We start from the raw sequence: 22,055 nt of genomic DNA, 5'->3' as shown, positions 1-22,055 counted from the left end.
ATGAAAATAGCAGTGATTGGAGCGGGCAAATGGGGCAGTGCGTTATTTCACGCGCTCGGGCAAAACAACGACTGCGTGATCAGCTCCAGGACGCCGCGCGATATCCCAAATTTCGTCAGTCTTGAGGACGCTTTAGCCTGCGAATATCTAGTCTTTACGATCCCTACCCAGGCTACCGCCCAGTGGCTGGAGCAAAATTTCAAAAACAACGGACAAAAAATTTTAGTCGCTTCCAAGGGCATAGAGACCAAAAGCTCGAGGTTTCTTAACGAAATTTACGAAGGTTATGTCAGCGCGCAAAATTTAGCATTTCTTTCAGGTCCGACCTTTTCAAAGGAGGTCGAGAAAAAATTACCCTGCGCCCTTGTCATAAATTCTCTAAATTTAGACCTTGCAGCGCGATTTGCGAGCTTTTTCCCAAGCTATATCAAGGCCTACACCTCAGACGATGTCATCGGTGCTGAGGTGTGCGGAGCGTATAAAAACGTGATCGCTATCGCAGGCGGGATCTGCGACGGTTTAGGGCTTGGCAACAATGCTCGCGCCAGCCTCATCTCGCGCGGACTTGTCGAAATGGCTAGATTTGGCAAATATTTTGGTGCAAAGGATGAGACTTTCATAGGTCTTAGCGGTGCGGGAGATCTTTTTTTGACGGCTTCTAGCATACTTTCTAGAAACTACCGCGTAGGGCTTGGCATCGCCAGGAACGAGGAGCTCGAAAAAATTTTAAATGAGCTAGGAGAGGTCGCCGAGGGCGTGGACACCGCAAGGGCGATAAGCAAGCTCGCAAAAGAAAAAGGCATCTACGTGCCCATAGTCGATGAAGTAGTAAAAATGCTTGAGGGCAAAGACGTTTACGAGAGCCTAAAATCGCTTCTGGGGCGCAAATGAAATTTAAAATTTTAGCCGCCTTATGCTTTTTGACATTGAATTTATCTGCGGCGGACGTGAGCCTAAGGGCCAAGGCCTCGCAGATGGTGATGGTAGGCTTTAACGGCACTAGCACTAAAGATGCCAGTGTCAGAGCTATGCTCAGTGACATAGGATACGAGCGCTTTGGCGGCGTGGTGCTACTTGGCAGAAACGTAAAGGACAAGGCGCAGCTGCGAGCTCTGACAAAGGCGATCAAAGATAAAAATCCTAAAATTTTCATTGCTATAGACGAAGAGGGCGGCAACGTCACGCGTATGAAAGATGCGAGCTTTGGCGGGCCCTATCCTAGCGCGAAAGAGGTCGCAGCTACGCTTGACATAAAGCAAGCGGCTGAAATTTACGAGCAAATGGCCGATGAGCTAAAGCAAAGCGGCATAAATGTGGATCTAGCACCAGTGGTCGATCTGCACGATGAGGCGTCGCCGATCATCGGGGCTAAAGAGCGGGCTTTTAGCGAAAATGCAAGCAAAGTGATATTTTATGCAAACGCCTTTATGGACGCATTCAAAAGAGATGGCATCATCACGACGCTAAAGCATTTCCCGGGTCACGGCGGCTCAAAAGAGGACTCGCATAAAAGTAAAAGCGAAGTCGTGCTGACAAAAGAGGCGCTTTTGCCATATCGTGACGCCATAAGTACGAACCGAGCCAAGCTCATCATGGTCGGGCATTTGTATGTAAAAGAGCTTGACGAGGCCAATCCCGCGACCTTGTCTAAAAAGATCATAGGCGATCTTTTGCGCGGAGAATTTAAATATGACGGCGTGGTCATCAGCGACGACATGCTGATGAAAGGCGCTGGAGACGGGCCTTTAAAGGAAAAGATCATAAAATTTATAAACGCTGGCGGTGACATTCTCCTTTTTAGCGAATTCAAGATAGGCGAACGCAGGACTGCCGAGCTTGTAGTGCAGTATATCCTTGATGCGATAAATGAAAATAAGATAAGCAAAGAGCGTATAGACGAGTCTTATAAGCGTATAATGGCGCTTAAAGCCGCTCTTTGAAATAGTGCGTAAAATTTTATGTATTTTGATTGTATAGCCAGCTAAAATTTAAAAGGCTCTGTTAAAATATCTCATTAATTTTCGGCTTTCAAAGCAGGATAATGCGAACAGTATCCCTGTAAAAACCTTGCGAAACGACGCTATCGCCGCTAGAGCGTGCTACGCACTCGTAACGTTCTGCTAGCAGTCGTGAGTGCAACGAAACGAAAAATTAGGGAAGCCCGCAAGGGCTGAGTAGTTTTTTGCAAAGCAAAAAGATTTCTTTAAATGCTTGTTCGCGTCTGCGCTAGGTCGCTCCTGGAGCGAACAGGGTTTTTCTGCTTCGCGTTGCTCGCAGCCCAAAGGGACGCTTTACTTCGTTTGCAACTGCAAGGCAGAAGCGAAGCAAGCGTCAATGATTTATTATAACAAAGCCTTTAATTTCGCCCGTTTGAAGACAAAGGCACGGCGATAAGCCTATCGCAGCTTGGACTTTCCTATTTTTCGAGCGATCACTTGCCGTGCTAGAGCAATTATAGCAAAAATTTGAAGGATTTAAAGGGCGTTTTGCGACGACTGACTAAAATTTCAAAGCCTTGTAAATTCCTCTTTCAGACTCTCTCTGATTTTATCGTTCGTCTCTTTTGGCTCTTTGAAATTTTCATCTACCAGCCGCTCGATCCTGCCTAAAATTTCCATCAGCTCGCTCTCCCATTTGCCGCTGTCTTTGGTGTTTGCGTTCATCGTCTGCACGAAGGTCAGCTTCTTGCTGATATTGCTTAGCTCCTCTAGGAATTTCTCCTGCGTATCCTCGTTTTTTAGCGCTTTGTCGTAAAGGGCATGTTGCTTTAGCTCTCTTAGATGCGCGTCGATACTATCGCAAAATTTTTGATATTTTTCGCTGCTGTTTTGTAGTGTCAAAGCGCCTATTTGTGAGCGCGGAGCGCCAAATTCCGCTTCCTCTTCATCAAGCCTTTTTGTAAATTTTTGTATCTGCAGATAAAGCAAGACGCCAGCCACCACCGCGATGATTATGTAAATTTCCATTTGATTCATTGTGTTTTCCTTTTATAAGTGTAAATTCCTTGCAAGCTCATGATGCCAAGCGCTAGCCAGATCAGGCAAAACGACACGAGTTTATAAAATTCTACCTTTTCGCCGTATACGAATATCGCTAGAAGCATCGATATAGTCGGGTTTATGTATTGTAAATAGCCCATAAGGCTTAAATTTATGCGCGTCGCACCGGCTGTGAAAAACAAGAGCGGCACGATGGTGACCGGACCGCAAAGCATAAGCAAAGCGCCGTTTAGATCGGCTAGAAAGTGATTTTGCCCTGAGACGACGACATAGAAAATATAAACCAGGCCTATTGGCAAGATCAGTAAATTTTCTACGAACAAGCCCTCAAGCGCAGGCACTTTGACCTGTTTTCTTATTAGCCCGTAGGCTGCCACTATGAGCGCTAAAAGTATCGATAAAACTGGCAGCGAGCCGATAGCAAAGACCTGAACCATGATGGCTATAAAGACTATCGCGATCGAAATTTTAGCTCCGGTTGAAATTTTCTCTTTTAAAAGGGCAAATCCCAGCAAAATAGAGATCAAAGGGCTTATGAAATTTCCAAGGCTAGCCTGCAACACAAGGCTCGCATCCACGGCATATACAAATATACACCAGCTTGAAGCTAGTAAAAATCCGCTCGCAAACAGCCAAAAGCTCACGCGCAGATCAAGTAAAATTTTCCACGCTTTCTTAAGTCTTTTTAGCCACAGTAAAACGAAAAACAAAACGACTGCCGACCAGATGAGGCGGTGAGCGACTATCTCGTATGGATTTACGCCGTCAAACTGCTTGAAAAAGACGACTAAAAAGCCCCATAGCGTAAATGCGCTGATACCGTAAATAAGCCCCTTTTTCTCCTCGCTCAACGCCTTATCCTTCCTAGTGCGACGACAAGCAGCGCAAACCATATCAGGCAAAACGAAGCGAGCCTGTAAATATCTAGCGTTTCGCCAAAGACAAACACCGCGCAAAGCATGCCGATGCTGGGCGAGAGATACTGCAAGTATCCGATCGTGCTTAAATTTATGCGCACGGTCGCAGCGTTGAATGCCATGAGAGGCACGACCGTGACAAAGCTGGAGAGCACAAAGAGTATGGAATTTTGGTTTAGCCCGAAGTGGCTTTGCTCGCTTGCGACGAGATAAAAAACGTAGCATAAAGCAAAGGGTGCGACCAGCAAAGTCTCGATAAAAAGTCCGTCTAATGCGGCTATCTTGATGCTTTTCCTGACTGCTGCGTAAAAGGCGAACGACAAAGCCGAAAATATCGCCACTAGCGGCAAGTCGCCAAAATGAAGCACCTGAACGGATACGGCGAGCACGACCATGCAGACTCCAAAAATTTCCATTTTGCCTAGCTTTTCTTTAAAAATGATCACGCCAAGGAGCATATTTACCAAGGGGTTTATGAAAGAGCCAAGGCTGCTTTCTAAAATTTTGCCATTATTTACGGCATAGACATACACGCCCCAGTTTAGGCTGATCAGTGTGCCGCTTAGAAAGAGCATTTTTGCGGTTTTCGTATCTTGAAGCAAAATTTTGATATTTTTCGCCTTTTTAGACATCAGCAAGAAAGCAGCCATCAGTGCAAACGACCAGATGATCCTGTGGGCTAAAATTTCATACGCGCTTACGCCTTTACCAAAAAGGCCGAAAAACAGCGGCAAAAATCCCCACATCAAAAACGCCGATAATGCGTAGATGAAGCCTTTTGCTTGCTCGTTAGGCGTATTCATCGCGTTGCTCGTTTTGAAATTTTGATGTTGTTTAGGCTGTCTATCATCAGTAAAATGATAGCTGCGCTTAAGCAAAACATCAGAAAATAAGAGCTCTCATCAAGCTTTTCGCCTATCATGAACGAGACTGCGAACATAAAAATAGGCTCCAGATACGTAAGCAGTCCTAAAACGTTTATGGGCACCAGGATGCTGGAGATGATCTGAGAGATGAGTGCGGTGCCGCTGATGAGGCCCATGAGTACCAAAAGATAGTAAATTTTAGGGTTTTTAGAAAGGACGAAGTCCATATCGGCAAGCGTGATGAAATAAGATGAAAACAAAAACATGAAAAACATCTCGATCGCAAAGCTGGGGAAATTTGCTATACCGTAAAATTTCCTAAGCCCGAAATAGACCGGATACAAACAAAAAACGCCCGCGCTCTCCCACGATATCCCGGAGCTTGAGACTAGGCTGCTACCTACTCCCATAACGGCAAAGGATATCGACAAAAGCTTGATCTTTGAAAGGTGCTCTTTAAAAACGAGACGTCCGACGATGACCATCACGATAGGCAGTATCAAGTAGCCGATCGAGACTTTCAGCGCTGCACCGTTGCTTGGCGCCCAAAGATATAGCCACATCTGAAACGACGAGATCGAGGAGGTGACCAGTAAAACGGCGATGAGCTTTGGCTTTTGCTTTAGCGTGAGTAAAAATTCTTTGAAATTTCGCTTTTGTTTTAGTAAAAATATCGCCACCACGATCAAAGGCAGCGTGAAAAGCATACGATATCCAAATAGCGCCTCTCCGCCAAGTGGCTGCATGAAAACGGAGAGATAGTATATGCAACCAAACAAAAATGAGGCCAAAACGGAACACAAAATGCCTTTTAACATTAAATTTGCTCTTAGAGTTAAATTTGAATTCAGGATTATATGCCTTTTATGTTTAAGGTGCGATTAATGATTTCTGCTTGACTTTTTCAATTTTTGTTTAGCGTAGTCAAATCTTATGAAGCGACGCTATCGCCGCCGATTTTCAAGGAAGTCGTAAGGCTGACTGTGAAAATCGTGCTATATGTTCGGCGCTTTGCGGAGCAAATAAGATTTGCGAAGCTAATATGATAAGTGTCAGCAATGGTTTTTTGATTTAAGCTTGCCGTGATATAATCGGGATTTAAATTTAAAAAGAGGTGCGCTATGAGCTGGAGCCGTGAGAGCTGGAGAGAGTATAAAATTTTGCAACAACCCGTATATCCCGATGCCGCCGAGCTAAAGAGCGTCGAGACGAAGCTAAAAGGACTTCCGCCGCTTGTATTTGCCGGTGAGGCTAGGAATTTAAAGGCAGAGCTGGCCAAAGTCTGCGAGGGCAAGGCATTTTTACTTCAAGGCGGCGACTGCGCCGAGAGCTTTGCAAATTTTAACGCCAACAATATCCGCGATATGTTCAAAGTCTTGCTGCAAATGGCGATAGTACTTACCTTTGCCGGCGGCTGCCCGGTCGTGAAGCTGGGACGCGTCGCAGGTCAGTTCGCAAAGCCAAGGAGCAGCGATTTTGAGGAAGTAGGCGGCGTAAAACTACCAAGCTATCGCGGCGATATAATAAACGGCTTTGAATTTAGTGCGAGCGCCCGCGTGCCCGATCCAAAGCGCATGATAGAGGCTTATTATCAAAGTGCATCGACGATGAACCTGCTTCGTGCATTTTCACGCGGCGGTTTGGCGGATCTTCATCAGGTACATAAGTGGAATTTAGGCTTTGTTAAAAAGCCCGAGATCAGTGAAAAATACGCGAAACTAGCCGACGAGCTTACAAAAACATTATCTTTCATGGAGGCTTGCGGTATCACCTCGCAAAACACTCCTACGCTAAATCAAACCGCCGTTTATACCTCGCACGAGGCGCTTTTACTACCGTATGAGGAGGCGATGACCAGACAAGACAGCCTCACGAACGACTGGTACGACTGCTCGGCGCATATGCTTTGGATAGGCGAGCGCACCCGCGGCGTAAATGATGCGCATGTGCATTTTTTAAGCGGTGTGAAAAACGCACTTGGCGTAAAGATCGGCCCTACCGCCACTGCCGAGGACGTGATCGCCCTTGCAAACAGGCTAAATCCCGCAAACGAAGCGGGACGACTAAATGTTATCATACGCATGGGCGCTGAAAAGATAGAGAAAATTTTGCCTAAAATTTTACGCGAGCTAAAGCGTGAGGGGCTAAATATCCTTTATAGCATCGATCCTATGCATGGCAACACCGTAAAGACCTCAAACAACTACAAAACACGCGAATTTGACAAGATAATGAGCGAGGTCAGGAGCTTTTTTGAGATCCACCGCGCCGAGGGCACTCACGCAGGCGGCGTGCACCTTGAGATGACGGGACAGGACGTCACGGAGTGCACGGGCGGAGCCTCAAAGATAACCGAGCAAAATTTAAAACAGCGCTACGAAACACAGTGCGACCCACGTCTAAATGCCGATCAAGCTTTGGAGCTTGCATTTTTGATGGCCGATCTCTTAAAAAAGGCCTAAATTTAGGAAATTTAGGCTTGCAGTAAAGCTTTGCCGTCTCAAAAAGGCTTGGCTTTTAAGAGGCTAAAATTCATCTTTTTGCTTGCTTTGAAGCTTGAATTTCACGCTAAATTTCTTAAATTTTAATCTAAATTTGGATAGATTTAAAACAAAATTAAAGAAAATTATTGATTGGAGATACGATGGCAAATGTTTATGATCTCATCGTCGTAGGCGGCGGACCTTGTGGTATAGCCGCGGTCGTCGAGGCTAAAAGAAGTGGGTTGCATAATGTTTTATTGCTCGAAAAAGGCGACAACCATAGCCAAACGATACGTAAATTTTACAAAGACAACAAACGCGTAGATAAAGAATACAAAGGCCAAGACAGCACCATCCACGGCGTAGTGTCGTTTGAAGACGGTACGAAAGAGAGCACGCTTGATTATTTTGACAAGCTTTTAGACGACGAGAGGATCGAAGCTTTTTTCAACTCCGAAGTAGAAAGCATCAAAAAAGAGAGCGATCTCTTTCATGTTAGGACGGCATCTGCGGACTATAAAGCCAAAAACGTGATGGTATCTATCGGCAAGATGGGACGTCCGAATAAGCCGGACTACAAGATCCCGCCGTCATTAAACAATGTCGTAAATTTCAATCTCGATAACTGCACCAACGGCGAGAAGGTCGTCGTCGTAGGCGGCGGAAATTCCGCGGTCGAATACGCCATAGAGCTTTGTCAATACAATAAAACTACGCTTGCATACAGAAAAGATAAATTTAATCGCGTGAATGATACGAATTTAAGCGCGCTTTGGGAGCTTGAAAAGCTTGGCAAGATAAAGGTCCGCCTAAATCACGACATAAAAGAGATCGACAACGAGTCAGGCCGCGTAAGGGTGCATTATGCAAATGATAAAATTCGCGTTTATGACCGCGTCGTCTACGCCATAGGTGGCTCAAGCCCGATAGATTTTTTACAAAAATGCGGCATCGCCACAGATGAAAAGGGCACGCCTTTAGTCAATGAAAATTTTGAAAGCAACATAAAATGCCTTTACGTAGGCGGCGACATAGTGCTAAGAAACGGCGGCTCTATCGTGGTCGCGCTAAATCATGCACACACTGTGCTAAAAGATATACTCGCCCAAGGCTAGGATTTGGATATTTCTAAAATTTTACTTGCCGTTTTTTGCGTTTTGCTCGGGTTTGGCGGAGCTTGGTTCGTGCTTGAAAACCCGGTGATCCGTGCTGGCGGTGAGAGCAATCAGACGATCTTTAACATCACCTTTGACAATCTTCCTGAAGAAGAGAAGCAAAAATACATCAGCAAAGACGATCTTTACGAATACGGCGGATACATCACGCCCAAAAGCTACACTCAAAATTTCGTAGCAAAAGACGACAAGCCGCTGAGCTCAAATGTCGAGGAGCTTCAAAATTTAGTCCGCGAACTGGCTCAAAAAAATGAAATTTTAGCCGCTGACAATGTCGATATGAGCGAGAAAAATTTGGAGTTCATAAGCAAGATAAGCCAGATGAAAAAGGTGACGGACGAGGAGAAAAACGAGATCGTCGCGCATAACTCAAAGGTGCTAGGAGAGCTCGAGGCGCAGCATTTTGAAAATATCCAAGCCCTGACAAAACGCCTGAATGAAGCGCAAGCTGACATGATAGAAAGCTCCAAAGGCTATGAAAAAAAGATAGTCGATCTTGAAAATGCGATCAACGATGTAAAGGCGCACGACGAGCAAAATTTAAAGGCTCTAAACGATGAATTTGCAAAATTTAAAGATACCGCCGAGGCGAATTTCACGGCTTTAGATAAACAAAATACCCAGCTAAAAGAGCAACTTTCGCAAAAAACGTCTGCGCTTGAGCAGCTTGAGCAAGGCAGCCAAAGCCTCAATCAGCAAAAACAAAAGGAGCTTGACGCGCTAAAAACTGAGCTCGCAGCCAGTAGTGAGGATATGAGGACGCTTAGATTTTCACACGAAAAAGAGCTGGCGACTCTAAATGATGGCTTTGAGATGCAAAAAAGGACGATGGAGGACGAGCTGTCTAAAAAGTCAAATAAAATTTTAGACCTTCAAAGTGCGCTTGAAGCGAGTCAGGATGCGCTAAAAAACAGCACTTTCGAGCTTAACGAGATAAAGAAAAATTTAAACAGCAAAGATCTCGCGGTGGAAAATTACAGCGGTAAAAATTTAGAGCTGAACGCGAGCCTGGCGACTTTGCACAAGAGCTTTGACGAGCTAAAACAAAAGAATCTAAAAACCGAGCGCGAGCTAAAGAGTGGCCAAGAGACGATAGAAAATTTCAAAAAAGAGCTTGAAAAGAGCATGGTTAAAGCCAAAAAGCTTCTGGCTCAAAACGCCGACGCGAACGCCAGCATAAAGGAGCTTAGCCAAAAGCTGGCTACTAGCAACGAGGCGCTGAAAAACGCAAACAAAGAGCTGGCGCTTTTAAATGACAAAAATATGAAAAATATCAAAATTTTAGGCGAGCAAAACGCGACCATAAGCACTCAAAATCAAAAGATAAGCAGTACGGACGAGAGCCTGAAAACGCTCACTCAAAAGCTTGGTAGCAAGGACGCTAGCATCAAAAATCTAGAAAATAACGTCACCGAGCTAAACGCCAAACTGACCGCAAAGCAAAACGAGCTTGAAATGCAAAGACGAACGCTAAAGATCGACATGCAAAACTACGAAATTTTGCGCCAGCAGATAAATATGCTCGAAAAAAAGATCGTCGATACTTCGCTGATGTTCATGGACAGCAACAAAAGCGGCGTCAAAAACCTGATCGCCTTGCAAAACGAACTTGACGCTACAAGAAGCGCACTAAACGAGAGTAACAAGACGATACAAAGGCTGAATTTAAAGATAAATCAGCTAAGCTCCAGCGGCTCTAAAGAGCAGGTGAATGCCCAGATCGTCGAGCTTCAAAAAGATATCGAGCAAAATTTGAACAGGCAAGACGAGCTGGAAAACGAAAACGTGAATTTAAAAACGATACTTCAAGCGACTACGAAGCCCGAGACTCCGACCAAGCTCGTGCTGATCTCCAGCCTGCAGTGTGATGACATGGACGCCAAGGACAAGATAAGCATAATGTGCAAAAACAGAGTGAGCGAATTTTTGCAGCGCTTTAACTCGAACTATATCTACGAGATAATCCCTATCGTCGATAAGCGAAATTTCGTCATACCTAGCAGTATCGCTCAAGGCATCAAAAAAGACGACCTTGGCAGGCTGAACAACTACGTGAACTACGGCGTTGGTAAAGAGCGTGCGATGGCTGCGGCGGAGCTTATTAAAGATGAATTCGGCGATTTCGCACGTATCAGCTTTAGCTCCGAGGTCATCGTAAGAGACGTCACACGCGGCTTCGTGATAAAGGTGTATAGATGAGGCTGGCGCAGCTTGAAAACGGCTATCGCTACAACAGCGACACACTCGTGCTTTATGGCTTCATCAAAGATCGGCTCAATGCCTGGTTCAAGGGCGAGGTGCTCGACGTGGGCTGTGGGTGCGGCGTGCTGGGGCTACTTTTAAAGCGCGATTTTAAAGGCGCTAGCTTGAGCCTACTTGACGTGCAGGATATAAATCTTGAAATTTCAAGGCAAAATGCTAGGGCTAACGGACTAGAGGCTAAAATTTTAAACGCAGACTTTGCTGGGTTTAGAAGCGAGACGAAATTTGATCTCATCGTCTCAAACCCGCCTTTTTATCACGACGGCGTAAAGCAAAGCGCGGTGGAGCATCTAAAGCTTAGCAGATACGCAAGCGCGCTTAGTCTGTGTGGATTTATAGCCGGTGCAAATGCAAATTTAAAGCCAAAAGGCGAGCTGTTTTTTTGCTACGATACGGCTGAAGTGGCTGAAATTTTCGCAGCGCTAAAAGAGTTTAGACTAGCGCCCGTTTCGCTGAGATTTGTGCATGCCAAGGCGCAAAAAGCGGCAAATTTGGTTTTAGTGCATGCCAAAAAGGGCTCTCGCTCAAAGGCTAAAATTTTACCACCTCTTGTGATGATGGATGAAAACGGCTACACTAAAGAGGCCGCGGAAATTTTTGCCAAGGCCGCCACGAAAAGCGAAATTTACAAAGAGGCGAGCGCATGAGGGCGGACGGGTTTTGTTATGAATTCGACCCTGGCTTTTGCGGTGAGTGCGGCGGGAAGTGCTGCACAGGAGAAAGCGGCTATATATGGATAAACGATAGCGAGATAGCCAAATTTTGCGAGCATTTTGGGATAGACAAAAAGGCTTTCGAGCAAAAATTTTTGATCAAAGTCGGTACGAGATTTAGCCTCAAGGAGAAAATTTATGATGACGGATACGCCTGCATATTTTTTGACGAGCGAGACAAAAACTGCTCCGTCTACGAGCTGCGGCCGTCTCAGTGTGCCACTTTCCCGTTTTGGGATTATTTTAAGAAAAATTTAAAGGAACTTAAAAAAGAATGCATTGGCGTAAAATTTTTATAATAAATATCATATTTCTTGCCCTTTACGCGCAAAATTTATCGGCTCAGGCAAGCGCTGACAACGAAAACATAAATCTGCGCTTGTTGCAGGCCTTGATGCAGCAAAACAACTCCGATGCAAGCGGTGCTATCGCGACTTACAGGTCGCTTTATAACGAAACCAAGCAAAACACCTATCTAAAAGAGGCGATCAAACTCGCGTTCGTTTCGGCGGATCCTGGCCTGGATGAGCTCATGAAAGAGGGCGAAAACGTGCTTAAAAACGATAGCGAATTCATACGCATCAAGGTAGCCAGCCTAGTCAATAAAAACGATCTTTCTAAGGCTAGAGAGCTGATGAGAGAGCTAGTCAAAAAAGAGCCTAACGCCCAAAATATCTTGATATTAGGCACTATTTGCATGATGCAAAACGAAAGCTTGACAGCGTTAAAGTATTTTGAAGAGGCATACGCGCTAAACAGCAACGAGGAAAATCTCTTACGCGTGGTGGACGTGCTTTTAAACCGCATGGACAATCTCAAAGAGGCGGTAAGATATCTTGAAAATTTCCGTAGAGATTTTGGCTGCACGGTGAAAACTTGCGAGCTGTTAGCCGACATATACTCGCAGGGTGCAAATTTTCCAAAGGTCATCGAGCTTTACGAGGAGCTTTATGACATAACCAGAGAGGGCTCATATCTTGATAAAGTCTTGCAAATTTTCATATATGAGAAAAACTACAAAGGAGCGGCGGAGTTTCTCAAAAAGCACAGCTACAACGACGCGATGCTAATGGAAATTTACGCTGCGATGGGAAATTTCGGCGATGCATACGTGCTTGCGGCAAAGCTGTATAACGACAGCCGCGATCTAAATTTCCTAGCTAAAATGGCGATGTATGAATACGAAATGAACGCAAAAGATATGACCAAGCAAAAGCTTGATGACATTATAGATAAATTTGAAGCCAGCGTGACGAAGCTTGATAATGAAATTTATCTAAACTACTACGGCTACTTACTCATAGATCATGACATAGACGCGCAAAAGGGCGTGAAGCTAGTCAAACGTGCGCTTGAAATTTCGCCAAATTCGCCTTATTATCAAGACTCGCTGGCGTGGGGATACTTCAAGCTTGGCGAGTGTAACAGAGCCAAAGAGTATATGGTGCAGGCGATGAAGGATGTGGATTTTAAAAACGCTCCCGAAGCCAAAGAGCATTTACGTCTCATTGAGCGCTGTATCATAAATTTAAACAAAAGGCTTAAAAAATGATACTTGATGAGATCATAAAAAGGACGAAAGAGGATCTAAAAAAGCGCAAAAGTGACTATCCTGCGCAGTGGTTAGGCAGATCGCTGGCGTATAATCCTTACGTTCCAAGAGACGTGGCAAGCGCGTTAAGCTCAAGCGCTAAAGAGCCGCTTCGTATCATCGCCGAGGTCAAAAAGGCAAGCCCGAGCAAAGGTGTGATACGTGAAAATTTTGAGCCTATAAGGATAGCAAAAGAGTATGAAGATGCCGGAGCGAATGCGATCAGCGTGCTTACCGAGCCGCATTGGTTTAAAGGCGACATAGAGTATATCACGCAGATACGCCGCTACACGGCCACGCCGCTTTTAAGAAAAGATTTCATCGTAGACGAGTATCAAATTTTAGAAGCTTTAGTGTATGGAGCCGACTTCATACTACTCATCGCAAAGGCGCTTTCTAGCAAGGAGCTAAAAGGACTGCTAGCTTACGCGCATCATCTGGGGCTTGAGGTCTTAGTCGAGACTCACGACGCTCAGGATGTGAAAAAAGCGATCTTTGCAGGTGCAAATATAATCGGCATCAATCACAGGAATTTAGATGATTTTAGCATGGATATGAGCCTTTGCGAGAGGCTGATACCGCTTTTGCCAAACGGCAAGATAATAGTCGCCGAAAGCGGTCTATACGAGCACGAGCAGCTTAAAGAGTTAAACAGGATCGGCGTCGATGCTTTCTTGATCGGGGAGCATTTCATGAGGCAAGAAGATATAAAAACTGCCGTCAAAAATATAAAGGAGGGCTAGTTATGCAGCATCTTTGTGCACCTTGGAGAAGCGAATATTTCAGCGCGAAAAAAGAGGGTTGCGTCTTTTGCGGGGTCATAGCCAGTCCGCAAGACGACGATAAAAACGGAGTTTTGTTCCGCGCCAAGAGGTGCTTTGGGATAATGAATCTATATCCCTACTCACCGGGGCATTTCATGGTGATACCTCTGCAGCATACCGACAAGATCGAGGAGCTAGACGAGCAGACGTGGCTGGAGATGAGCCATTTCGTGCGTGAAGGGGTCAAAATTTTAAAGAGCGAGCTAAGGGCTGAGGGTGTGAATATCGGTATGAATTTAGGCGGTGCAGCCGGTGCTGGTATCGCCGAGCACGTGCATTATCACCTTGTGCCGCGCTGGAGCAGGGATACGAATTTTATCACCACCATAGCCGACGTGCGCGTAAATGGCGTACCGTTCCATCCGCTCTTTGAAAAGCTGAAAAAGGCCTTTAGTGCCGTTAGTTGAGCTTGGCGTCAAGGCATGGCTAGAGCAGCGGGATAAATTTGAAATTCTAATCGACGCCAGATCTCCCGGTGAATTTTGCTACTCACACATAAAAAACGCCAGAAATTTATACGCTCTAAACGACGAGCAATACAAACAAACCGGCACCATCTATAAACAAAACAGGCAGCTGGCGAAAGTAACTGGCGCTAAATACGTCTGCTCAAACCTGCAAAACGTCATCGACGAGGTTTATAGCGCGTGTAAGGTAGGCTCGCTGGTAGGCATCTACTGCGCTAAAGGCGGCATGAGGTCTTTATCGCTTGGCTCGGTGCTTAGTATGATAGGATACCGCGTGGTGCGCCTTGAAGGTGGATACAAGAGCTTTCGCGCTCATGTTTTAAACGAGCTTGCTGCGCCCTTGCAGACGAAATTTATCACGCTTTTTGGAAATACGGGAAGCTATAAAACAAAGCTCATCAGGGCGCTTGAGCCGTCTATCGACCTTGAAGCGATGGCAAATCATCTAGGCTCGGTATTTGGCGCTATAAACGGTGCTCAACCAAGCCAAAAACACTTTGAGGACGAGCTTTTCGAGCAGCTTAGCGGGCTTAAAAACGAAGTTTGCTTCATCGAAGGCGAAAGTCGTAAGATAGGCTCGCTAAATTTACCCGCCAGCCTTTATGAGGCTATGCGAGGTGGCGTTTGCGTGGAGGTAAAAGCTAGCCTAAACAAGCGCATAGAGTGTATAATGAGCGACTACAAAGGCGTTAAAAGCGAGTTTTTCTATGAGTGTATGGATAAAATTTCGCCATTTATCTCACGCGAGGCCAAGAGCGAGGCGATAAGCGCTTACGAGCTTGGCGATATGGCAAAGGTGAGTGAAATTTTGCTCGTCAAATACTACGACAAGGTCTATAAGAAAAATCAAAAGATCGATATCACGATAAATTCCGATGATTTTGACGAGGCTTTAGCAAGACTAAGGCAGATACGAGAGAGTATCAAGCCTTTTTAGCAGTTTTTGAGCCAGGTAGCCACAAAGCGCAAAGCTCGTCATCATGGCGATATGATCTGCGAAAAACAAAGCCAAATTTTCACCAAAGTCAAAAAATGCGAATTCATTTTTCAAAAGCATATAAGCGCCGATATATCTTTTATAAAAAGCATACGCCCCGTATATCGCCGTTACGAAAAATAGGGCTTTAAGGCAAAATTTCATAAAAATGCCGTTTCTCTTAAGCGTGCTTGAAGTCATTTTTGTAAGCGTATCGATATGAAGCCCGATATGTAGGCAAATAAACATAAAGCCCCAATACGCCGCTAGCAAATGCACCGTCCTGGCCGTAGATGCGCCGTTATGAAGCCCTAAGAAGCTAAAAACGTATTTTGAGACGAATAGGGCGCTAAAAAGTAGCCCGAGCAGGCAGATAAGGCTCGCTAAATTTATGCTAAGGCTTAAAATTTTACTAAGTTTCGGGCGAGTTTTGAATGCTGATTTTAGCCACTGTAAATTTAGCGTGCAATGAAAGCAGACGAGAGTTATCATCGAAATGCCCAAAATTTCATGAGTCGCCTCGCCGATGCGCTTATATGACATCAAAGCCACAAGAGCGCATATCATCATAAAAGCAAGAGTGCTTCTTATGTGTGTTTTGCGGCTTAGGTTTTTAAATTTTAGAGGATTTGGCATAAAATCAGTCTATAAAGCCTAATTTCTTTAGCCAGCTTTCCACCTCTTTTTGCGCTTCATCTTGTGAATTTTGCGCTATTTTACCCTGCATCACAAGAGGTGTCGATACCTTTGCGCCGGTTGCTTTAGCGATATTTCTATCCGTGCCTGAAAGTCCGCTACCTTCATGCGTGGCAAAGGGGATTATCGTCTTGCCCTTAAAATCATAACTTTGCAAAAATGTATATACTGCCATCGGCAGGTCGCTCCACCATATAGGATAGCCAAGAAATATCACGTCGTATCCGTCCATGTTTTCGAGCTTTGCGCCGAGCTCTGGACGGGCATTTTCGCGCTGTTCTTGTTTCGCGATATCAGTCGTTGGCTTGTATTATTTAGGATAAGGCTTTATAGTCTGGATATGAAAGAGCGGGGCGTTTATCTTGGCGGCTATCATTTGGGCTAAAATTTGCGTATTGTCTTTGGCTACGTAACCGACATCGTAGTTTTCATCCGCCCTTGAGAAAAATGCCACGAGCGCCTTTTTGCCTCTTAAATTTTGATCAGTTTGAGCCGATGTATCGGCACAGCCAAATACCGCAAAAACGATGGCTAGGAGTAAAGCCAAGCTTATTCTTTTCATTTTAAACCTTTCTAAGTTTATTTGAAAAGATTATGCCTAAAATTTGATAGTCATGAGTAGAACGATCCTACAAAATCCTTGCCTAATCCTACAAAATTTTATATTTTGATATGAAAGCCGAGCTGAGCGCAGAGGCTAAAGTGCCAGGATATTTTTTAGTATCACATAAAATAGGCCTGATGATATAGCAGCGACTGGTAGCGTGATGAGCCAGGCGAGGATGATAGGTTTTACCATTTTCCAGTTTGCATTTTTATTTACGATACCGATGCCAAGCACCGCTCCTATCAAGATGTGAGTCGAGCTAACGGGTATACCAAGCTTGGTGGCAAAGAGTATGACGATGCTAGCCGCGAGCTCCGCGCTAAATCCCGTCGTAGGTAAAATTTCAGCCAGCTTTGACCCGATAGTCGTGATGACCTCTTTGCCTAAGAACCAAAGCCCGATTATCAGTGCAATACCAAAGGTCACCATCGCTACGCTAGGTATCGGCGAGGACTCGTTTATGGAGCCTGTCTTTAGCACGTCTAGTATCGCCGCAAATGGACCAACGGCGTTTGCGATATCGTTTGCGCCGTGTGAAAATGCAAAAGAGGAGGCGGTAAATATCTGAAACCATGAGAAAATTTTATTTATGCTCTTTTCGCTATCGTTTTTACTCATCACGTTTATGATGGCAAAGCTCGCGAGATAGGCTAGCGCGCCGATGACAAAGATGATCCAGATGGTTTGTATGGCGCTAAAGCTGAAATTTAGATGCTGAAGCCCTTTAAAGAGCATCATCCCGGAGATTATCATCGCGGCAAAGCCCGCTACGAACGGGATATGCTTTTTCATCGCGCTAAACGTATCCACACGCTTTTCGCTCTCTTTCATCGCCCTTATGCGGGAGCGATATTCGCTGTATTCGGCGTTTTCTATCTCGTCCTCGTCGATGAGTGCGATGCGTGAGAGGGTGGCTATCTGCTCCTCTGCCGGGTGGCTTCTAAGCGATTTTATAAAATTTTCTTTGTAGGCTTTGCGCTCTGATTTTAGCGCTTTTAGCGAGGCCTTTAGCTCATGCGTCGGCTCTAAAATTCTCCTTTTTATATATCCGTAAATGACAAACGACATCACCCCGCCAAGTAACGGCGAGATGACCCAGCTCACGGCTATGCCGCCTATCTCGCTCCAAGAGACCATACTAAGGGCCTTTGAACTGTCGTAAGTCGTATAGCCCATCACCAGCCCCGCACCCACGATGCCGCCCACGATAGAGTGCGTCGTGGATACGGGTAGGCCCCTTTTGGTCGCGTAAAACAGCCAAAGTCCGGAGCTTAAAAGAGCCGAGATCATTATGGCCGCAAATATCATAGGATTTAGCGTGTCGATCGGAAAATTTATGATGCCGTTTCGTATAGTGTCCGTTACCTCCGAGCCCGCAAATATCGCGCCGCTAAGCTCGAAAATAGCTGCGATGACCAGCGCTTGTTTAAGCGTGAGCGTCTTAGCCCCCACGCTCGTGCCAAAGCTATTTGCGACATCGTTACCGCCGATATTAAACGCCATAAACAGGCCAAATGTACCGGCAATGAGGAATAAAACGAAGTTGTTTGTCGGGATATACTGGTATCCCCAAACGAAAAATCCGACGCTACAGACGATGAAAATAAATAGAGCTAGCAAGTTATCGCGCAACAAACGTGTCTCCTTTGGTAGGTTAGCGTAATTATAACTTGAAATTTATTAAAGTTTTTAGAATTTAACGGACGGAAATTTAGCCCTTTTGCTATATAATTGAATTTTATTTGACAATAGTATGTAAAATTTTATGTATTTTGTAAAATTTTGACAGGAGCTTATGCTTAAATTTAAAGGATAAAAAATGGTGATTTCGATCGATCTTGGCTCAAATACCTTTCGCGTAGCCTTGATAAGACGCACTGGCGAGGGCTTTGAAATTTTAAAGACCTTTGAACGCATAGTAGGCTCTGCGCGCGGGCTAAAACAAAGCGGACTGATCGGCGATGCGGCCAAACAAAGGATATTTGAGGCGATAAAAGAGGCTAAAGCGGAGTTTGATTTTAAAAATACGCCTTATGTGGCGGTGGCTACGCAGGCCTTTAGGATGGCAAAAAATGCAAGCGAAATTTTTAGTCAGATAAAGCGAAATTTCGGCATAGATTTTAAGATAATAAGCGGCGAAGCGGAGGCGAAATTTACAGCTATCGGGGTAAAAAATGCGCTTATTAGGCTAGACTTTCGTGATAAAAAATACGCTATCATCGATCTTGGCGGAGCTAGCACCGAGATAGGCGACGGGCAAAATTTTAAAAGCTTCGAGTTTGGCATCATCACGTTTTTTGAAAGCTGTATGAAGCTTGCGGCGATGAGAGAAAATGCCGCCGGCGTCACGAGCGAGGCGGCAAAATTTTTACACTCGCTTGAAAAGCAGATCATCGTGCTGACATCAGGAGTGCCCACGACGATGGCGGCGATGAAGATCGGGATGGATTATGCAGACTATGACGCTAGGGCGATAAACGCAAGTGAGCTTAAATTTAGTGATTTCAGGTATCTTGCGGACGAGCTTTTTGGGATCGATGACGAGAGGGCCGATATCATGGTCGGTAAAAACCGCAAAATGCCGCTCATTGCCGGCATGGCGCTGCTTCATTGTCTGCTTGAGGGTGAGCGAGCTAAATTTATCGTAGTCGATGACGGGCTCAGAGAGGGCGTGGGCGAGGCGTTTTTAAGCGGAGAATTTGAAAGTATCATTGGCTAAATTTGTGTGATTTTAGCTATTATTGGGTATCATTTGTGAAATTTTATAAAGGAAAGACATGAGCATAAGAGAGCAAATTTTAGCCGATATCAAAGAGGCGATGAAGAGCAAAAGCGAGTTCGTGCGAGATACGCTTCGCACTATAAATGCCGCGCTTAAACAAGTCGAAGTCGATGAGCGCATCGAGATGACCGATGAGGTCGTGCTACCGCTACTTCAAAAAGAGATAAAAAAGAGACAAGACTCGGTTGAGCTTTATCTAAAAGGCGGCCGCGAGGATCTGGCAAACAAAGAGCGAAGTGAGATAGACATCATCGTAAAATACCTACCAAAGCAGCTTAACGATAACGAGCTCGAGGAAAAGATAAAGCAGATAATCGCCTCCGTGGGAGCTAGCAGCATAAAAGAGCTGGGCGCCGTTATGAAAGCCGCAAAGGAGCAAATCGGCGCAAGTGCGGATGCTAAACGTATAAGCGAGGTCGTAAAGAGGCTTTTGTCTTAGCTCATTTTCTGTTTTCTGTCCGTGACCTTTGGCGTCAAGGGGAATTTGCGGGCTATTTTATAAGGAGCTTAGGCGAACCTTTTGCAGATATGCTAAATTTAGCTCTGTTTTTAAAAGCGTCGATCTTTTTGCAAAACGCTTTACAGGTCTTACTTACTACAAGGAGCGACACGGACGCGAGTAGCGTTTCAAGGAAATCTTTTCGCTTCGCAGTTGCGAACGAAGCGAAGCAGGGCCGAGCGTAGTTGGCTTACGTTCGGCCGTTTTTTAGCCTCTGGCTTCTTGTATCATTTGGTTATAAAGCTTAAATATCTCGGCGCTTAAATTTTCTATACGCTCAAACCTTGTAACGAAAGTATCTAAATTTTGCGCGTTGTAGCCCTTGTTGGCTTGCGTTAGATTTTCCTTGATGAGAGCGTTGAATTCTTCGATAAGTGGCTTTATCCTGGCGTAAGAGTGAGTCTTGCCAAATTTCTCGTGGCAGTCTTTTTCATACCAAGCAACGAGGTCATCGGCGGTCTTTTGCATCTCTTCGCCGTGATTTTTCTCGTTTATGACGTCTGAATACACGCTCGTTTTATAAACGATCTGAGAAATTTTAGCGATGATACCAAACGTCTTGTTCTCGATGTATTTTGATGTAGACGCCGTTACCTGCGCGTCTTGGTTGAATTTATCCAGAGTTTGTTTGAAGGCTTGCACGTTTGTGGCCGCCGCCTTTGCGATCTTGTCGATTTCTTCCGAGTTTGCGTTTATATCTTTAGCCTCTTGCTGAAGGGTCTGGATATTTATGCCGATCTCGTTTGTAGCCTTTTGGGTGTTTTCAGCCAGCTTTCTAACCTCGTCTGCCACGACGGCAAATCCGCGTCCATGCTCGCCGGCTCTTGCCGCCTCGATAGCGGCGTTGAGTGCTAAAAGATTAGTCTGCTCGGCTATGTCTTTTATGAGGCTCACGACCGAGGAGATGTCGTCTGTTCTGTTGTTTAGCGTGTGTATGGCATGGCTTGAATTGCTGATGAGTCCTTCAAGCGAGTTCATATTTGAGCTTAGCTCGTTCATGCTAGCTAGCGTCTCGCTAGCGGTTTTGGCCGTATCTTTGGCGATATTTGCCATTTTGCTTAAATTTTCTATACTTTCGTTTAGATCTTGTTGCACATCTTGCATGCCTTGGTTTCCGTTGCCGAGCTTGTCAAATTTCTCTGACAAAATTCCTCTCACCTTGCCTTTTTGCCCGGCTTTTATACCCTCTACGCCCTCGCTCATGGACATCGCATTTATATGAAATGTTCCGCGAAAACCCTCGGTAAATATGTTTCTATATCCTATGCCGCTTTGAACGGCATTTACGCAGGTCGAAATTTCACGTTGAAGCGCCTCGACTTGATCGAGCAGGTCGTTTATACCAAGGGCGATTTGATACATCGGATCTTTTTCGCTGATATTTACTATGCGAGGCTCTAAGACGCCGCTTCTTGCGGATTGGATGACAGATATGATCTCGTCGTAGTTTGCATTTGAATTTTTACCAAACATTTTAAAGCCTTTGTAGGTTATTGACTAGCTCGTCGTAAGTCGTATGTTTTTGCTCTAAAAGCTCGAAAAGCGCTTTAGAAGAAGCCTCCATGCCACCAGTTTTTTCAAGCTCTAAAAGCTTTTTGTAGATAGGCTCGATTATCTCGATAGCTTTTGGATTGGGCTTGCGTCTTACGGAGTAGTAGCCTACGATATTTTTGTTCGCATCAAGAGAAGCCGTGATGTTTGCAAACACCCAGTAATATCCGCCGTCAAAGCTTTTGTTTTTCACGTAGGCGAAAATTTCTCTTTTGCTTTTGACGTATTCCCAAAGCAGCTTGAATACTATGCGCGGCATATCCGGATGCCTGATGATGTTGTGAGGTTTGCCCAAGAGTTCGTTTTGCTTGGCTCCGACTATTTTTAAAAACGGCTCATTGCAGTAGGTGATACGCCCCTTAGTATCTGTTTTTGAAACTAAAAAAGCGTCCACGTCTACGATATGTTCTTTAGATGCGGACATTGAATTCCTTTCGTTGTTTAAAATAGTTTTGATTATATCACAAATTTAGCTCTATTTTTAAAAAATATTGATACCTCAAACGAATGCTTCGCAAATCTTATTTGCTCCACAAAACGCCGAACATGTAGCACGATTTTAGCGCTCACTTCGTTTCACTGAAAATCGGCGGCGATAGTGTCGCTTCATAAGATTTGGCTACGCTAGGATATTTAAAATTTCAAAA

General features: G+C 44.9%; 23 protein-coding genes. 13 read left to right on the top strand and 10 right to left on the bottom strand.

Annotated features, from left to right (window positions below):
• Both HMPREF1139_RS09425 and HMPREF1139_RS09420 read left to right on the top strand, forming a co-directional pair.
• Window positions 1-891 carry an NAD(P)H-dependent glycerol-3-phosphate dehydrogenase gene (locus HMPREF1139_RS09425; RefSeq protein WP_009651238.1) on the top strand — a complete coding sequence of 297 codons (891 nt, stop codon included), beginning with the start codon at window positions 1-3 and terminating at the stop codon, window positions 889-891.
• Entirely contained in the window at window positions 888-1,940 is a 1,053-nt protein-coding gene (locus tag HMPREF1139_RS09420) for a glycoside hydrolase family 3 protein (RefSeq protein ID WP_009651283.1), read from the top strand. Before HMPREF1139_RS09425 ends, HMPREF1139_RS09420 begins: the two co-directional genes overlap by 4 nt.
• Before the next feature lie 567 nt (window positions 1,941-2,507).
• Here HMPREF1139_RS09420 and HMPREF1139_RS09415 read toward each other — a convergent pair.
• The 4 genes from HMPREF1139_RS09415 to rarD (HMPREF1139_RS09400) are packed head-to-tail and all read right to left on the bottom strand — an operon-like array spanning window position 2,508 to window position 5,600.
• Complete coding sequence (locus HMPREF1139_RS09415) at window positions 2,508-2,975, bottom strand: hypothetical protein (protein WP_009651117.1); 468 nt, start codon at window positions 2,973-2,975, stop codon at window positions 2,508-2,510.
• Window positions 2,972-3,850, bottom strand: a complete 879-nt coding sequence (gene rarD / locus HMPREF1139_RS09410) for an EamA family transporter RarD (RefSeq protein WP_009651397.1) — start codon at window positions 3,848-3,850, stop codon at window positions 2,972-2,974. The genes HMPREF1139_RS09415 and rarD (HMPREF1139_RS09410) overlap by 4 nt, the downstream gene beginning before the upstream one ends.
• On the bottom strand, window positions 3,847-4,719 hold the full coding sequence (gene rarD / locus HMPREF1139_RS09405; RefSeq protein ID WP_009651264.1) for an EamA family transporter RarD: 873 nt from the start codon (window positions 4,717-4,719) through the stop codon (window positions 3,847-3,849). The genes rarD (HMPREF1139_RS09410) and rarD (HMPREF1139_RS09405) overlap by 4 nt, the downstream gene beginning before the upstream one ends.
• Window positions 4,716-5,600: an EamA family transporter RarD gene (gene rarD, locus HMPREF1139_RS09400; protein WP_009651239.1), complete on the bottom strand. Its 885-nt coding sequence runs from the start codon at window positions 5,598-5,600 to the stop codon at window positions 4,716-4,718. Before rarD (HMPREF1139_RS09400) ends, rarD (HMPREF1139_RS09405) begins: the two co-directional genes overlap by 4 nt.
• A 303-nt stretch (window positions 5,601-5,903) precedes the next feature.
• On the opposite strand from rarD (HMPREF1139_RS09400), the gene HMPREF1139_RS09395 reads away from it, so the two are divergent.
• The 9 genes from HMPREF1139_RS09395 (at window position 5,904) to mnmH (ending at window position 15,234) form a co-directional block, all read left to right on the top strand.
• Window positions 5,904-7,244, top strand: coding sequence for a class II 3-deoxy-7-phosphoheptulonate synthase (locus HMPREF1139_RS09395; protein WP_009651129.1), 1,341 nt, complete (start codon window positions 5,904-5,906; stop codon window positions 7,242-7,244).
• A 182-nt stretch (window positions 7,245-7,426) separates the two neighbouring features.
• Window positions 7,427-8,380 (top strand): NAD(P)-binding domain-containing protein, encoded by a 954-nt coding sequence (locus tag HMPREF1139_RS09390; RefSeq protein ID WP_009651339.1) that lies wholly within the window; start codon window positions 7,427-7,429, stop codon window positions 8,378-8,380.
• Window positions 8,381-8,383: 3 nt separating this feature from the next.
• Window positions 8,384-10,639: a vesicular transport factor Uso1p gene (locus tag HMPREF1139_RS09385; RefSeq protein WP_009651209.1), complete on the top strand. Its 2,256-nt coding sequence runs from the start codon at window positions 8,384-8,386 to the stop codon at window positions 10,637-10,639.
• Window positions 10,636-11,349, top strand: coding sequence for a tRNA1(Val) (adenine(37)-N6)-methyltransferase (locus tag HMPREF1139_RS09380; RefSeq protein WP_009651120.1), 714 nt, complete (start codon window positions 10,636-10,638; stop codon window positions 11,347-11,349). Before HMPREF1139_RS09385 ends, HMPREF1139_RS09380 begins: the two co-directional genes overlap by 4 nt.
• Complete coding sequence (locus HMPREF1139_RS09375) at window positions 11,346-11,714, top strand: YkgJ family cysteine cluster protein (RefSeq protein ID WP_009651403.1); 369 nt, start codon at window positions 11,346-11,348, stop codon at window positions 11,712-11,714. The genes HMPREF1139_RS09380 and HMPREF1139_RS09375 overlap by 4 nt, the downstream gene beginning before the upstream one ends.
• Complete coding sequence (locus tag HMPREF1139_RS09370; RefSeq protein WP_009651307.1) at window positions 11,690-12,967, top strand: hypothetical protein; 1,278 nt, start codon at window positions 11,690-11,692, stop codon at window positions 12,965-12,967. The genes HMPREF1139_RS09375 and HMPREF1139_RS09370 overlap by 25 nt, the downstream gene beginning before the upstream one ends.
• Window positions 12,964-13,749: an indole-3-glycerol phosphate synthase TrpC gene (gene trpC / locus HMPREF1139_RS09365; protein WP_009651501.1), complete on the top strand. Its 786-nt coding sequence runs from the start codon at window positions 12,964-12,966 to the stop codon at window positions 13,747-13,749. The genes HMPREF1139_RS09370 and trpC overlap by 4 nt, the downstream gene beginning before the upstream one ends.
• A 2-nt stretch (window positions 13,750-13,751) precedes the next feature.
• The gene (locus tag HMPREF1139_RS09360; RefSeq protein WP_009651223.1) at window positions 13,752-14,237 is read left to right on the top strand and encodes an HIT family protein; all 486 of its coding nucleotides are present in this window, start codon (window positions 13,752-13,754) and stop codon (window positions 14,235-14,237) included.
• Entirely contained in the window at window positions 14,224-15,234 is a 1,011-nt protein-coding gene (gene mnmH / locus HMPREF1139_RS09355; protein ID WP_009651306.1) for a tRNA 2-selenouridine(34) synthase MnmH, read from the top strand. Before HMPREF1139_RS09360 ends, mnmH begins: the two co-directional genes overlap by 14 nt.
• On the opposite strand, the gene HMPREF1139_RS09350 is transcribed toward mnmH, so the two are convergent.
• The 4 genes from HMPREF1139_RS09350 to HMPREF1139_RS09340 form a co-directional block, all read right to left on the bottom strand.
• Complete coding sequence (locus HMPREF1139_RS09350; protein ID WP_011992343.1) at window positions 15,199-15,909, bottom strand: DUF4405 domain-containing protein; 711 nt, start codon at window positions 15,907-15,909, stop codon at window positions 15,199-15,201. The two genes, mnmH and HMPREF1139_RS09350, sit on opposite strands and share 36 nt — an antisense overlap.
• A 4-nt stretch (window positions 15,910-15,913) precedes the next feature.
• Window positions 15,914-16,261, bottom strand: coding sequence for a flavodoxin (locus tag HMPREF1139_RS11920; RefSeq protein WP_269479238.1), 348 nt, complete (start codon window positions 16,259-16,261; stop codon window positions 15,914-15,916).
• Between the two features lie 18 nt (window positions 16,262-16,279).
• The gene (locus HMPREF1139_RS11915; protein WP_009651435.1) at window positions 16,280-16,531 is read right to left on the bottom strand and encodes a flavodoxin domain protein; all 252 of its coding nucleotides are present in this window, start codon (window positions 16,529-16,531) and stop codon (window positions 16,280-16,282) included.
• Window positions 16,532-16,666: 135 nt separating this feature from the next.
• Window positions 16,667-18,211 (bottom strand): inorganic phosphate transporter, encoded by a 1,545-nt coding sequence (locus tag HMPREF1139_RS09340; protein ID WP_009651319.1) that lies wholly within the window; start codon window positions 18,209-18,211, stop codon window positions 16,667-16,669.
• Between the two features lie 184 nt (window positions 18,212-18,395).
• On the opposite strand from HMPREF1139_RS09340, the gene HMPREF1139_RS09335 reads away from it, so the two are divergent.
• Together HMPREF1139_RS09335 and HMPREF1139_RS09330 are read left to right on the top strand one after the other, a co-directional pair.
• Window positions 18,396-19,295 (top strand): Ppx/GppA phosphatase family protein, encoded by a 900-nt coding sequence (locus HMPREF1139_RS09335; protein WP_009651232.1) that lies wholly within the window; start codon window positions 18,396-18,398, stop codon window positions 19,293-19,295.
• 58 nt (window positions 19,296-19,353) lie between these two features.
• Window positions 19,354-19,797 carry a GatB/YqeY domain-containing protein gene (locus HMPREF1139_RS09330; protein ID WP_009651345.1) on the top strand — a complete coding sequence of 148 codons (444 nt, stop codon included), beginning with the start codon at window positions 19,354-19,356 and terminating at the stop codon, window positions 19,795-19,797.
• 267 nt (window positions 19,798-20,064) lie between these two features.
• On the opposite strand, the gene HMPREF1139_RS12150 is transcribed toward HMPREF1139_RS09330, so the two are convergent.
• On the bottom strand, window positions 20,065-20,835 hold the full coding sequence (locus tag HMPREF1139_RS12150) for a methyl-accepting chemotaxis protein (RefSeq protein ID WP_432431987.1): 771 nt from the start codon (window positions 20,833-20,835) through the stop codon (window positions 20,065-20,067).
• 496 nt (window positions 20,836-21,331) lie between these two features.
• The gene (locus HMPREF1139_RS09320; RefSeq protein ID WP_009651398.1) at window positions 21,332-21,832 is read right to left on the bottom strand and encodes a PAS domain-containing protein; all 501 of its coding nucleotides are present in this window, start codon (window positions 21,830-21,832) and stop codon (window positions 21,332-21,334) included.
• Window positions 21,833-22,055 lie beyond the last annotated feature (223 nt).

The organism is Campylobacter sp. FOBRC14, from assembly GCF_000287855.1.
Classification (GTDB): Bacteria; Campylobacterota; Campylobacteria; order Campylobacterales; family Campylobacteraceae; genus Campylobacter_A; species Campylobacter_A curvus.
The sequence above is the reverse complement of the archived record's forward strand: the minus strand, read 5'-3'. Positions and strand labels throughout refer to the sequence as shown.

What these genes read in the sequence shown, in the direction of transcription:
- rarD (WP_009651264.1), bottom strand. Translation starts at nt 4,719, where the DNA reads ATGAATACGCCTAACGAGCAAGCAAAAGGCTTCATCTACGCATTATCG.
- HMPREF1139_RS09390 (WP_009651339.1), top strand. Translation starts at nt 7,427, where the DNA reads ATGGCAAATGTTTATGATCTCATCGTCGTAGGCGGCGGACCTTGTGGT.
- HMPREF1139_RS09425 (WP_009651238.1), top strand. Translation starts at nt 1, where the DNA reads ATGAAAATAGCAGTGATTGGAGCGGGCAAATGGGGCAGTGCGTTATTT.
- HMPREF1139_RS09415 (WP_009651117.1), bottom strand. Translation starts at nt 2,975, where the DNA reads ATGAATCAAATGGAAATTTACATAATCATCGCGGTGGTGGCTGGCGTC.
- HMPREF1139_RS09380 (WP_009651120.1), top strand. Translation starts at nt 10,636, where the DNA reads ATGAGGCTGGCGCAGCTTGAAAACGGCTATCGCTACAACAGCGACACA.
- HMPREF1139_RS09360 (WP_009651223.1), top strand. Translation starts at nt 13,752, where the DNA reads ATGCAGCATCTTTGTGCACCTTGGAGAAGCGAATATTTCAGCGCGAAA.
- HMPREF1139_RS09395 (WP_009651129.1), top strand. Translation starts at nt 5,904, where the DNA reads ATGAGCTGGAGCCGTGAGAGCTGGAGAGAGTATAAAATTTTGCAACAA.
- HMPREF1139_RS09370 (WP_009651307.1), top strand. Translation starts at nt 11,690, where the DNA reads ATGCATTGGCGTAAAATTTTTATAATAAATATCATATTTCTTGCCCTT.
- HMPREF1139_RS12150 (WP_432431987.1), bottom strand. Translation starts at nt 20,835, where the DNA reads ATGAACTCGCTTGAAGGACTCATCAGCAATTCAAGCCATGCCATACAC.
- HMPREF1139_RS09330 (WP_009651345.1), top strand. Translation starts at nt 19,354, where the DNA reads ATGAGCATAAGAGAGCAAATTTTAGCCGATATCAAAGAGGCGATGAAG.
- HMPREF1139_RS09335 (WP_009651232.1), top strand. Translation starts at nt 18,396, where the DNA reads ATGGTGATTTCGATCGATCTTGGCTCAAATACCTTTCGCGTAGCCTTG.
- HMPREF1139_RS09375 (WP_009651403.1), top strand. Translation starts at nt 11,346, where the DNA reads ATGAGGGCGGACGGGTTTTGTTATGAATTCGACCCTGGCTTTTGCGGT.
- rarD (WP_009651239.1), bottom strand. Translation starts at nt 5,600, where the DNA reads ATGTTAAAAGGCATTTTGTGTTCCGTTTTGGCCTCATTTTTGTTTGGT.
- HMPREF1139_RS09350 (WP_011992343.1), bottom strand. Translation starts at nt 15,909, where the DNA reads ATGCCAAATCCTCTAAAATTTAAAAACCTAAGCCGCAAAACACACATA.
- HMPREF1139_RS09420 (WP_009651283.1), top strand. Translation starts at nt 888, where the DNA reads ATGAAATTTAAAATTTTAGCCGCCTTATGCTTTTTGACATTGAATTTA.
- trpC (WP_009651501.1), top strand. Translation starts at nt 12,964, where the DNA reads ATGATACTTGATGAGATCATAAAAAGGACGAAAGAGGATCTAAAAAAG.
- HMPREF1139_RS09320 (WP_009651398.1), bottom strand. Translation starts at nt 21,832, where the DNA reads ATGTCCGCATCTAAAGAACATATCGTAGACGTGGACGCTTTTTTAGTT.
- HMPREF1139_RS11915 (WP_009651435.1), bottom strand. Translation starts at nt 16,531, where the DNA reads ATGAAAAGAATAAGCTTGGCTTTACTCCTAGCCATCGTTTTTGCGGTA.